This window comes from Streptococcus mitis, from assembly GCF_047465045.1.
GTDB lineage: Bacteria > Bacillota > Bacilli > Lactobacillales > Streptococcaceae > Streptococcus > Streptococcus mitis_DT.
Window position 1 is genome coordinate 35,590 of the sequence record NZ_JASHAR010000008.1, and the last position, 12,555, is coordinate 48,144.

12 protein-coding genes are annotated in these 12,555 nt (G+C 40.6%); all 12 read left to right on the forward strand.

Translation table 11 applies throughout. From position 1 onward, the window contains the following. The first annotated feature begins 1 nt into the window (after position 1). The 12 genes from QM409_RS05840 (at position 2) to csm3 (ending at position 12,555) form a co-directional block, all read left to right on the forward strand. Positions 2–754, forward strand: a complete 753-nt coding sequence (locus QM409_RS05840) for a YhfC family intramembrane metalloprotease (protein WP_000152244.1) — start codon at positions 2–4, stop codon at positions 752–754. Positions 755–867: 113 nt separating this feature from the next. Next, positions 868–1,773, forward strand: a complete 906-nt coding sequence (murB, locus tag QM409_RS05845; RefSeq protein WP_414305291.1) for a UDP-N-acetylmuramate dehydrogenase — start codon at positions 868–870, stop codon at positions 1,771–1,773. Positions 1,774–1,932: 159 nt separating this feature from the next. Further along, positions 1,933–3,090, forward strand: a complete 1,158-nt coding sequence (locus tag QM409_RS05850) for an ABC transporter ATP-binding protein (RefSeq protein ID WP_000742895.1) — start codon at positions 1,933–1,935, stop codon at positions 3,088–3,090. Then, the gene (locus tag QM409_RS05855; RefSeq protein ID WP_020900247.1) at positions 3,071–3,877 is read left to right on the forward strand and encodes an ABC transporter permease; all 807 of its coding nucleotides are present in this window, start codon (positions 3,071–3,073) and stop codon (positions 3,875–3,877) included. Before QM409_RS05850 ends, QM409_RS05855 begins: the two co-directional genes overlap by 20 nt. Further along, positions 3,874–4,647: an ABC transporter permease gene (locus tag QM409_RS05860; protein WP_000712740.1), complete on the forward strand. Its 774-nt coding sequence runs from the start codon at positions 3,874–3,876 to the stop codon at positions 4,645–4,647. The genes QM409_RS05855 and QM409_RS05860 overlap by 4 nt, the downstream gene beginning before the upstream one ends. Then, complete coding sequence (locus QM409_RS05865; RefSeq protein WP_414305290.1) at positions 4,644–5,714, forward strand: ABC transporter substrate-binding protein; 1,071 nt, start codon at positions 4,644–4,646, stop codon at positions 5,712–5,714. The genes QM409_RS05860 and QM409_RS05865 overlap by 4 nt, the downstream gene beginning before the upstream one ends. 132 nt (positions 5,715–5,846) lie before the next feature. Beyond that, positions 5,847–6,854: a CRISPR-associated endonuclease Cas1 gene (cas1, locus tag QM409_RS05870; protein WP_414305289.1), complete on the forward strand. Its 1,008-nt coding sequence runs from the start codon at positions 5,847–5,849 to the stop codon at positions 6,852–6,854. Beyond that, positions 6,854–7,183 (forward strand): CRISPR-associated endonuclease Cas2, encoded by a 330-nt coding sequence (cas2, locus tag QM409_RS05875; RefSeq protein WP_023942898.1) that lies wholly within the window; start codon positions 6,854–6,856, stop codon positions 7,181–7,183. Before cas1 ends, cas2 begins: the two co-directional genes overlap by 1 nt. A 1,373-nt stretch (positions 7,184–8,556) precedes the next feature. Next, complete coding sequence (gene cas6, locus QM409_RS05880) at positions 8,557–9,288, forward strand: CRISPR-associated endoribonuclease Cas6 (protein WP_023942896.1); 732 nt, start codon at positions 8,557–8,559, stop codon at positions 9,286–9,288. Then, the gene (gene cas10 / locus QM409_RS05885) at positions 9,269–11,509 is read left to right on the forward strand and encodes a type III-A CRISPR-associated protein Cas10/Csm1 (RefSeq protein WP_023942895.1); all 2,241 of its coding nucleotides are present in this window, start codon (positions 9,269–9,271) and stop codon (positions 11,507–11,509) included. The genes cas6 and cas10 overlap by 20 nt, the downstream gene beginning before the upstream one ends. Before the next feature lie 3 nt (positions 11,510–11,512). Continuing rightward, on the forward strand, positions 11,513–11,893 hold the full coding sequence (gene csm2, locus QM409_RS05890) for a type III-A CRISPR-associated protein Csm2 (RefSeq protein WP_023942893.1): 381 nt from the start codon (positions 11,513–11,515) through the stop codon (positions 11,891–11,893). Next, positions 11,893–12,555 (forward strand): type III-A CRISPR-associated RAMP protein Csm3, encoded by a 663-nt coding sequence (gene csm3 / locus QM409_RS05895; RefSeq protein ID WP_023942891.1) that lies wholly within the window; start codon positions 11,893–11,895, stop codon positions 12,553–12,555. The genes csm2 and csm3 overlap by 1 nt, the downstream gene beginning before the upstream one ends.

A 12,555-nucleotide genomic window follows, 5' to 3' on the forward strand; every position in this document is an offset into this window, starting at 1 on the left:
AATGACCATTCATATTATCATTACCATGGTGCTGTTGCTGGTTATCTTGCTAGGAAGCATTTGGTATGCCAAAAAGAAATACCAGATTAATCTAGCTGTCTTGGGCTTGGGAGCTGTTGCTTTCTTTGTCTCTTCACAGATTTTAGAAAAACTGGTGCATATCTTAGTTTTGCATCCTCAAAAAGACGGTAGTATTGCCCTCTTGCAGGATCATCCACTTCTCTATATCATCTATGGCCTAGTCATGGCAGCATTTTTTGAGGAAACTGCTCGTCTTATTTTCTTCAAATGGTTGGAGAAAAAGAGAAGTTTGGAAAAGGCAGATGCCTTGGCTTATGGATTGGGGCATGGTGGTTTGGAGTTGATTTTCCTAGGTCTTACTAGTTTGATTAATCTCTACATCGTTCTCTCAGCAGTTCAAACGCAAAATCCACAAGTTATGCAATTGCTGTCTGAAAATATGTTGAAAACTATTCAGTCGCTATCAGTCTGGCAGATTTATTTGCTTGGTTTTGAGAGAATCTTGGCGCTAGGATTCCAATTGCTTTTGACAGTTTGGGTTTACCAAGCTGTTCGCCAGAAGAAATGGATTTATCTCCTAGCGGCCTATGGACTACATGCCTTCTTTGACATGGCACCATCTCTAGCTCAAGTAGGATGGATTACAAGTCCAGTCTTGGTTGAAGTTATTCTACTAGTTGAACTGATCCTGGTTGCCTATGGAACAAAGGCAATCTTTTGCAAAAAATCATAAGAAAAAGGGGGAAACCTCTTTTTTTGTTTAAAATAAGCCCAAGATTTTTTTAGGGTCGTCAAATGGTCTTAAAAATGGTATAATGGAATGAATTTTGTAAAAGGAAGAGTGTCATGTCAGTAAAAGAAAACATGCTTGAAATCTTAGAAGGGATTGATATCCGTTTCAAGGAACCCTTGCATAGCTATAGTTATACAAAAGTAGGTGGAGAGGCTGATTATCTGGTCTTTCCACGAAATCATTTTGAGTTGGCTCGCGTTGTCAAATTTGCCAATCAAGCAGATATCCCTTGGATGGTTCTTGGAAATGCTAGCAACATCATCGTTCGTGATGGTGGGATTCGTGGATTTGTCATCTTGTGTGACAAGCTCAATAATGTTTCCGTTGATGGCTATACCATTGAAGCTGAAGCTGGTGCTAACCTGATTGAAACAACTCGCATTGCCCTTCGTCATAGTTTGACTGGCTTTGAGTTTGCTTGTGGTATTCCTGGAAGTGTCGGTGGTGCTGTCTTTATGAATGCGGGTGCCTATGGTGGCGAGATTTCCCATATCTTACAGTCTTGTAAGGTCTTGACCAAGGATGGAGAAATCGAGACCCTGTCTGCCCAGGACTTGGCTTTCGGGTATCGCCATTCAGCCATTCAGGAATCTGGTGCAGTTGTCTTGTCAGCTAAATTTGCTCTAGCTCCAGGAACTCATCAGGTCATCAAGCAAGAAATGGAACGTTTGACGCATCTACGTGAACTTAAACAACCTTTAGAATACCCATCTTGTGGTTCGGTCTTTAAGCGTCCAGTAGGGCATTTTGCAGGTCAATTAATTTCAGAAGCTGGCTTGAAAGGCTATCGTATCGGTGGCGTAGAAGTGTCTGAAAAGCACGCAGGATTTATGATCAATGTCGCAGACGGAACGGCTAAAGACTACGAGGACTTGATTGAGTCTGTTATCGAAAAAGTCAAGGAACACTCCGGTGTTACCCTTGAGAGGGAAGTCCGTATTTTAGGGGAAAGCAAGTAGAAAGCTGTAGTTGAAAAGCTGCTGCTATATCATGGAAAGGGGGTGAAAGCCTATCGTCAGTGCAGAAGAATGTAGGCAGTTCAGTCTCCTACACGAGGTAGTAGCGGCCTGACAGAGCCCTGATCTGTTAATCTATGAAAAAGAAGGAATAAATGACAATTGAAAAAACCAATTATTGAATTCAAAAACGTCTCGAAAGTTTTTGAAGACAGCAACACCAAGGTTCTCAAAGATATCAACTTTGAGTTGGAAGAAGGGAAGTTCTATACTCTTCTAGGCGCATCTGGTTCAGGGAAATCAACTATCCTAAACATCATTGCAGGTTTGCTAGATGCGACGACAGGAGATATTTTGCTGGACGGTGTCCGCATCAATGACATCCCAACCAACAAGCGTGACGTCCATACGGTCTTCCAATCCTATGCCTTGTTTCCACATATGAATGTGTTTGAAAATGTTGCTTTTCCACTCCGCTTGCGCAAGATTGACAAGAAAGAAATCGAGAAACGCGTAGCGGAAGTTCTCAAGATGGTTCAGTTGGAAGGGTACGAAAAACGTTCCATCCGTAAACTCTCTGGAGGACAACGCCAGCGTGTGGCTATTGCCCGTGCTATCATCAACCAACCCCGTGTGGTCTTGCTGGATGAGCCTTTATCAGCTCTGGACTTGAAATTAAGAACAGACATGCAGTACGAACTGCGTGAACTGCAACAACGATTGGGCATTACCTTTGTCTTTGTCACTCACGATCAGGAAGAAGCACTGGCCATGAGTGACTGGATTTTTGTCATGAATGATGGCGAGATTGTCCAGTCTGGAACACCAGTAGATATCTACGATGAGCCAATCAATCACTTTGTTGCCACCTTTATCGGCGAGTCAAACATCTTGCCAGGAACCATGATTGAGGACTACTTGGTTGAGTTTAACGGCAAACGCTTTGAAGCGGTCGATGGTGGGATGAAACCAAATGAGCCTGTTGAAGTCGTGATTCGTCCAGAGGACTTACGCATTACCCTTCCTGAAGAAGGCAAACTCCAAGTTAAGGTTGATACCCAGCTCTTTCGTGGGGTTCACTATGAAATCATCGCCTATGACGAACTCGGAAATGAATGGATGATCCACTCAACTCGTAAGGCCATCGTGGGTGAGGAAATCGGTCTGGACTTTGAACCAGAGGATATCCATATCATGCGTCTCAACGAAACCGAAGAAGAGTTCGATGCTCGTATCGAGGAGTATGTGGAAATCGAAGAGCAAGAAGCAGGTCTAATCAATGCAATCGAGGAGGAAAGAGATGAAGAAAACAAGCTCTAAACTCTTTGTAGTGCCCTACATGCTTTGGATTACCCTCTTTGTGTTAGCACCCTTGGTCTTGATTTTCGGTCAATCCTTTTTCAACATCGAAGGCCAGTTTAGTTTAGAAAACTATAAATCTTACTTTGCGTCACAAAACTTGACCTATCTAAAAATGAGTTTTAACTCAGTGCTTTATGCAGGAATTGTGACCTTTGTAACCCTCCTTATCAGCTATCCTACAGCCCTCTTTTTGACCCGTCTCAAGCACCGTCAACTCTGGCTCATGCTGATTATCCTGCCTACTTGGATCAATTTGCTCCTTAAAGCCTATGCCTTTATCGGAATTTTTGGTCAGAATGGCTCTATTAACCAATTCTTGGAATTTATCGGAATCGGTTCACAGCAATTGCTCTTTACCGATTTCTCCTTTATCTTTGTCGCAAGCTACATCGAGCTTCCCTTTATGATTTTGCCGATTTTCAATGTCTTGGACGATATGGATAACAATCTCATCAATGCTAGTTACGACCTTGGTGCGACCAAGTGGGAGACTTTCCGACATGTCATCTTTCCTCTATCGATGAACGGTGTGAGAAGTGGAGTTCAGTCTGTCTTTATTCCTAGCTTGAGTCTCTTCATGCTGACCCGTTTGATTGGTGGGAACCGCGTTATTACACTGGGGACAGCCATTGAGCAGAACTTCCTGACAAATGACAACTATGGTATGGGTTCAACCATCGGTGTGATTCTCATTCTGACCATGTTCATCACCATGTGGGTGACCAAGGAAAGGAGAGAACGATGAAAAAATTTGCCAACCTTTATCTGGGATTGGTCTTTCTTGTCCTCTACCTGCCGATTTTTTACTTGATTGGTTACGCCTTTAATGCAGGAAACGACATGAATAGCTTTACAGGCTTTAGCTTGAGCCATTTTAAAACCATGTTTGGTGATGGTCGTCTCATGTTGATTGTGACTCAGACCTTTTTCTTGGCCTTTTTATCAGCTTTGATAGCGACCATTATCGGGACTTTTGGAGCTATTTATATCTACCAGTCTCGTAAGAAATACCAAGAAGCCTTTCTATCACTCAATAATATCCTCATGGTTGCGCCTGATGTTATGATTGGTGCCAGCTTCTTGATTCTCTTTACCCAACTCAAGTTTTCACTTGGCTTTTTGACTGTTCTATCTAGTCACGTGGCCTTCTCGATTCCTATCGTGGTCTTAATGGTCTTGCCTCGTCTCAAGGAAATGAATGGCGATATGATTCATGCGGCCTATGACCTTGGTGCCAGTCAATTTCAGATGTTCAAGGAAATCATGCTTCCTTACCTGACTCCGTCTATCATTGCAGGTTATTTCATGGCCTTCACCTATTCGCTAGATGACTTTGCTGTGACCTTTTTTGTAACGGGAAATGGCTTTTCAACCCTCTCGGTCGAGATTTACTCTCGTGCTCGTAAGGGGATTTCGCTAGAAATCAATGCCCTGTCTGCCCTCGTCTTTCTCTTTAGTATTATCCTAGTTGTTGGATATTACTTTATCTCACGTGAGAAGGAGGAGCAAGCATGAAAAAACTCTATTCATTTTTAGCAGGAATTGTAGCCATTATTCTGGTCTTGTGGGGAATTGCGACTCATCTAGACAGTAAAATCAATAGCAGAGATAGTCAAAAATTGGTTATCTACAACTGGGGTGACTATATCGATCCAGAACTCTTGGAGCAATTCACAGAAGAAACAGGAATCCAAGTCCAGTACGAGACCTTTGACTCCAACGAAGCCATGTATACCAAGATTAAGCAGGGTGGAACGACCTACGATATTGCCATTCCTAGTGAATACATGATTAACAAGATGAAGGACGAAGACCTCTTAGTTCCGCTTGATTATTCAAAACTTGAAGGAATCGAAAATATCGGACCAGAGTTCCTCAACCAGTCCTTTGACCCAGGCAATAAATTCTCCATTCCTTATTTCTGGGGAACCTTGGGAATTGTCTACAATGAAACCATGGTCGTTGAAGCGCCTGAGCATTGGGATGACCTCTGGAAGCCAGAGTATAAGAATTCTATCATGCTCTTTGATGGGGCGCGTGAGGTACTGGGACTAGGACTCAATTCGCTAGGCTACAGCCTCAACTCCAAGGATACCCATCAGTTGGAAGAGACAGTGGACAAGCTCTACAAGTTGACTCCAAATATCAAGGCTATTGTGGCGGACGAGATGAAGGGTTACATGATTCAGAACAATGCTGCTATCGGCGTGACCTTCTCTGGTGAAGCCAGCCAAATGCTGGAAAAAAATGAAAATCTACGCTATGTGGTTCCAACCGAGGCCAGCAACCTTTGGTTCGACAATATGGTCATTCCCAAAACAGTCAAAAACCAAGATGCAGCCTATGACTTTATCAACTTTATGTTAAAACCCGAAAATGCTCTCAAAAATGCGGAGTATGTCGGATATTCAACACCAAACCTACCAGCTAAGGAATTACTCCCAGAGGAGAAAAAAGAAGATAAAGCCTTCTATCCAGATGCTGAAACCATGAAACACCTAGAAGTTTATGAGAAATTTGACCATAAATGGACAGGAAAATATAGCGATCTCTTCCTACAGTTTAAAATGTATCGGAAGTAGGAGTTAGATGTAAGAAAACGAATCAGTCAAGCTGGTTCGTTTTTTCTTTTAAAAAAGTACAAAAAATAGTTGACAATTTTTTGAAAAGTGATAGACTAGTATCCTTTATGATTTGAGGAGGAAAAGTGATAGATGAGTGATTTATTTATACAAAAATCTGACTACTTTTTAGGACTATCCAATCAGAAAATCATCATAAAAAATGGTCAGCGAGAAATCGAGAGAGAAGTATCCATCTACCTTGTAGACAATCTTTTAATTTTTGGTCAGGCTCAAATAAGTACGCAATTATTGAAAGCTTTAGCAAGGGAGAATATTAATGTCTACTATTTTTCTAGCGAGGGAAAATTTTTGGCTTGTTTAGATTCTTATCGTCAAGAAGACTTTGATAAGCAAGAGAAACAAGTCCGGGCTTGCCTAGACCAAGACTTTTGTCTAGCTCTTTCAAAGGAAATCGTATCTGCTAAAGTTAAGCATCAACTTTCCTTGTTGAAAAGCTATAATCAAGATGGAATCTTGTCAGTAGATGATTTTGGACGTTTTCATTTAACTCTCCAAAAAATAAAGGAGACCGAGTCCATCTCACAGATAATGGGGTATGAAGGTCGTATTGAGAAATCTTGTTTTTACTATCTGAGCTTACTAGTACCAGATTCTTTTCGTTTTTACGGTCGTAGGAGGCGGCCTGCTACGGATTCTTTCAATTGTTTACTAAATTTTGGCTACTCCATTCTTTACTCTTGCTTCTTGGGTTTGATACGGAAAAATGGCTTAAGTTATGGATTTGGTGTCCTACATCATAGCCATGGTCATCACGCTTGTCTTGCGAGCGATTTGATGGAGGAGTGGAGACCAGTCATTGTAGATAATACTATCATGCAATTGATTTTGGAAGAGAGTTTAAAAGATGAGCATTTTGAAACAAAGGCTGATGGTACTTTTATTTTAAAAGATGAGGGAAGGAAAGTATTTCTTCTAGCTATGAGAGGGAGGATGCTAGAGATACATCAGTATATCGAGCTGGATAAAAAGCGCTATTCTTTCTTTTACACGGCTGACCAGCAGATTAAGCGCTTGATTCGAGCTTTTGAACAGAAGGATAGTCATTTGTATGTAACAGCCTATACAGGGGAAGAGTGATGGGATTATATTATCATTTATCAGGAGAAGAAAAGGAATTTGCTAAAAAGAAATCCCTCTTTTGTCTGATAATCTACGATATTATTAGCAATAAAAGAAGATTAAGATTAGCTAAATTGTTAGAAGGATTTGGGATGAGAGTCCAACGCTCTTGTTTTGAAATTGATTTGGAGAAGGCTAGTTATCAAGTCTTGATTCGAGAATTGGAATATTTTTATGATCCTAGCGAATTTGATAACATTATTGTCTATGTTGGGAATCGAGAAGAGACTATTCGTTTGAATACCGATGATAGAGAGCTAGAAGATGCAGATTGTTTGTTTTTTTGATGTGAAAACTCTTACAATTTATGGTATACTATAATTAGTTTCCAAATAGGTTATATCTTGTGTTTGTTTTTAAATCCAACCACAAAATATGGGGTATAAGAACCTATCTGCCTCGAGAGGGGACGGAAACAACTACATCTTCATAGATGTCAGTTCTAACAAAGTATAAGAACCTATCTGCCTCGAGAGGGGACGGAAACTCTGCAGAGTCGTCTACATTTGTAACTAATTCCGCAACTGTATAAGAACCTATCTGCCTCGAGAGGGGACGGAAACAGCAAATAATTTGAATAAAATGTTTTGAAAATTTTTTTGTATAAGAACCTATCTACCTCGAGAGGGGACGGGAACAACTTTGTTAGCTTGATTCCTTCGATTTTTTTCTGTCGTAGAACACCCAATTCACCTCGCAAGGGGACGGAAACCCATTTCTTCTGGAGATTTTGCGACAAAGCCATTTCTAGTAAAAGAACCTATCTACCTCGCAAGGGGACGGAAACTCATTAAGCGGCATGTCTTTGAACACTTTGCAATTGAGTAAAAGAACCTATCTACCTCGCGAGGGGACGGAAACAATTCAGGTTTAGCGTAAATTGAAACATCTAAATTGTAGAACACCCTACGCACCTCGGTAGAGGACGGAAACTTTCCTAAATTGTAGTACATGAGCAAGTCAGGGATTTGTAGAACACCATGTTCACCTTGAGAGGGGACGGAAACCTTTCCATTGTAATGCTCAATTAGCACACCAAGTTGTATAAGAACCTATCTACCTCGAGAGGGGACGGAAACTCGTAACAGATATCGTTACCAGTGAAAATTGGGTCTGTAAGACACCCTATTCACCTCGAGAGGGGACGGAAACGCAATTTTATCAGCGATTTCTTTGAGTGTATCAAGTAGAACACCATGTTCACCTCGGTAGGGGACGGAAATTTGTCTTTGAGTCCTGTTGATTGTATGAGTTCGATTTGTATATCTCCCTATCTACCTCGCAAGGGGACGGAAACGTGATAATGCTACCTGCACCGTTTACAGTAACCCAAGTAAGACACCCAATTCACCTCGCGAGGGGACGGAAACTATTTAACATTTTCTTTATCATGAGTTAGAAATGTTAATGTGTATAAGAACCTATCTACCTCGGTAGGGGACGGAAATTTGAGATACCCTGCGCATAACTCACCGAACTTATTGCTGTAAAATACTCAATTCACCTCGGCAGGGGACGGAAACTCCTCAATCTCAATTCCTGGGCAATCAAACACCCGTATAGATCCCTATCTACCTCGCGAGGGGACCTGTTTCCTTATTACATAACAAGAACGAAAAAAGATAGCTTGAAAGCTAAGCACGATTGATAAAGGAGGCCTATGAAAAGAATTAGTTTATCCTTTCAGCGGATTGACCAGTCACCCATCGATTTGGCAACCAAATTTCATGGATTTTTGATGGAGCAGTTAGAGCCAGACTATGTGGACTGGCTTCATGAACAAGAGACCAATCCCTACTCTATGAAAGTTATCCATCAAAAGGAGCAGACGACTTGGACGGTTCATCTTTTGACAGAGGATGCCATCAAGCAGATCCTACCCCCAATGTTGGAGTTGAAAAAAGTTGACCTACATGGGCTAGCAACTCTGACGGTTCAAAGTATGACCATGCAAGATTTGAGTCCAGAGGAACTGTTTGACCTCTTTAATCAAAACCAAGACCAGTCCTTTTTTACTATTCAATTTCAAACACCGACTGGATTTCGTTCCCAGGGCGAGTATGTGCTCTTTCCTACCCTGCGTTTAATATTTCAAAGTCTGATGATGAAGTATGGACGACTAGTTGAGAATCGGGGAGACATCGAAGAGGAGACCTTGGACTATCTGACGTCCCATAGTCGGATAACCAGTTACCGAATGGAGACGAGTTACTTTAAGGTCCACGGCAAAAATATCCCTGCCTTTAAGGGAAGGTTAACCTTTAAGATAACAGGACCTAGCACCCTCAAGGCTTATGCAAATATGTTATTAAAATTTGGAGAGTATGCTGGACTGGGTATGAAAACCAGCCTAGGAATGGGAGGAATAGAGCTTGAAGAAAGAAAAGATTGATTTAGTTTATGGAGCGCTATTACATGATATTGGCAGGCTACTTCAGCGTTCTGGTAAGGACATAAAAGATTCTACTAGCCTTGGAGCTGAGTGGTTCAGACGTTTTTCAGATAATGAAGCAATCGCTCAACACCTTGCCTTTGACGATTTAAAAGGAGTAGAAGCCAATCTGCCCACTGATAGTCCACTTTATATAACCGACCTTGCAGCCAAGATTGCTTCTAATCTGAAGGCGGGGCAAAGCCTTGCGTCAAACAAGGGAGATGACTTGGGAAACCAAGCTGATGTCTTTAATGTCTTTTCAGATGTCTATAGCCAGCGTTTCTTGCCCATCAAAAGTTTAGAGCTGGATAGGGACCCGAACTATGCTCAAAAAGCAAAAGAGTCAGTTTCTCAGTCTGACTATAGCAGACTACTGGATACCATTGAAAAGGAAATCAAGAACTGGGATTTTGATTCATCTCAGATTGACGCCCTTTTGAATCTCTATGAAGCCCACCTATCCTATGTACCGACTTCAACTAAGATCCAGGAATTGGCGGATATTTCCTTGGCGACTCATAGTCGTCTAACAGCAGGTTTTGCCTCGGCTATTCAGGAGTATATGACAGCTGAAAATGATTCAGACTATCAAAAAGAACTCTTCCATGAGCAAGAATCCTTCTATGATAAGGAAACTTTTCTACTAGCTAGCTTTGACTTATCAGGGATTCAAGATTTCATCTATAATATCGCGACGGCTGGGGCAGCCAAGCAACTCAAAGCTCGCTCCCTCTATCTGGATTTTATGGGGGAACATATCGCTGACAGCCTACTAGAAAAATTGGAATTGACAAGAGCCAACCTTCTCTATGTAGGTGGTGGCCATGCCTACTTTATCTTGGCAAATACAGCAAAAACAAAGGCAGCGTTAGAGGCCTTTGAAGAAGAATTTAACCAATTTTTGCTAAAGAACTTCCAGACACGTTTGTATGTTGCTTTTGGCTGGAGTTCATTTTCTGCTAATGACATCATGACATCCTTGGCAAGATATAGGAAAGTTTACCAAGCGACTAGTCGCATGATTTCTAAGAAGAAAATCTCTCGCTATGATGTTCAAACGCTCTTGGAGTTGAACCGAGGTGGTCAAAGTGCTCAGAGAGAGTGTACGATTTGCCACTCAGTACAAGATATGACGACCTTTAATGACCAAGAAATCTGCCAGATTTGTGCTGGTCTTTATCGCTTCTCTAAAGAAATTCAAGAACAATACTATATTGTCACCAAAGAAAAAGGCCTCCCAATTGGACCGGGAGCCTTTATAAGAGGGATTTCACATGCTGACTTGGATAAGGAAGATTGGAATCGTATCTATGTCAAAAATAACTTTGCGACCGATATAGGGAGGGCGACTCATGTCTTTGTTGGAGACTACAAGTATGCTGATATCGATCAGTACGCTCGACTGTCCCAAGATAGTCAAACAGGTCAAGGAATCAAACGTCTAGCAGTTGTCCGATTAGACGTAGATGACTTAGGTGCTGCTTTTATGGCTGGATTTTCTTATCAAGATGGTGGAAAATACAATACCTTAGCTCGTTCTGCAACCTTCTCAAGAAGTATGAGTCTCTTCTTTAAGGTTTACATCAATCAATTTGCTAAGGACAAAAAAATATCGATTATCTATGCTGGTGGAGATGATGTATTCGCCCTTGGTTCATGGCAAGATATTATCGCATTTACGATTAACTTACGACAACAATTTATCAAGTGGACGAATGGTAAATTAACCCTATCAGCAGGTATCGGACTTTTCCCAGATAAAACTCCGGTTAGTATCATGGCTGAAGAAACAGGCAAGCTGGAAGGAGCAGCCAAGGATAATGATAAGGATAGTATTTCTTTGTTTGATAAAGCTTATACCTTTAAGTTTGATCAATTTATAGATCATATCTATAAAGGAAAACTGGAAAAGATTAGACATTACTTTAGTATTCAGGATGAACGAGGAAAGAGTTTTGTTTATAAGTTGATTGAACTTCTTCGAAACTATGACCGAATGAATGTAGCGCGTTTAGCCTACTACTTAACGCGTTTGGAAGATTTAACACCAAGAGAAAGTAAAACAGAATTTAAAGAATTTAAGAACCTATTCTTTGCTTGGTATACAGGCAGTGAAATGGAACGCAATGAAGCAGAACTAGCTTTACTTCTATACATTTATGAGATTAGAAAGGATTAATATATGGCTACTTTAACAGATGACAATTATGTTGATAAGGCAGAAAATGTTATCAAATCATTGAATCGAAACACTAGAGATTTTAGAAACCCTGATGCATTCCTTTTGACAACTAGCAAAATAAGAAACTTACTAAGCTTGACAAGTACCCTTTTTGATGAAAGTAAGGTTAGAGATTATGAGGCGCTAGCCGACAAAATTGCCTATTTGAGAGTACAGTTTGTATATCAATCAGGCCGAGAAACTGCAGTTAAAGACTTGGTGAAAAAGGCTGAAATTTTAGATATTTTAAAAGAAATCAATAATAAGGAAAGTCTCCAACGTTTCTGTCGTTATATGGAAGCACTAGTAGCTTATTTCAAATTTTATGGAGGAAAAGATTAATGGCATTTGCTAAAATTAAACTAACAGCACAAATTCGTCTAGAAACAGGACTTCATATTGGAACTAGCAATGCTTTTGCGGCTATTGGGGCTACTGATTCGCCTGTAATCAAGGATCCTATTACTAACTTACCGATTATTCCTGGTTCTAGTATCAAGGGGAAAATGCGTACACTTCTGGCTAAGGTCTATAATGAAAAATTAGCTAAGAAACCAGGAGAAGATGGAGAAATTCTTAGTCGTTTATTTGGAAACAGTTCAGATGACCGCTATAAAATAGGACGACTCATTTTTAGAGATGCCTTCTTAATTAACAAGGAAAAGTTAGATTCTTTAGGTGTCAAGAGTTATACTGAAGTTAAATTTGAAAATACTATTGACCGTATTACTGCTGAAGCAAATCCGAGACAAATTGAACGTGCAATTCGTAGAAGTGCTTTTGCATTTGAATTGATTTATGAAATCACAGATGAGAGTCAAGAGCAAGTAGAAGAAGATTTTAAAGTCATTTTAGATGGATTGAAACTTCTTGAGTTAGACTATCTAGGTGGCTCAGGTTCTCGTGGCTATGGTAAAGTAAGTTTTGAAGACCTAAAAGCGACTACTGTTTTTGGAACATATAATCTTGATGTATTAAACAAACTACTATCTGTGGAGGTCTAA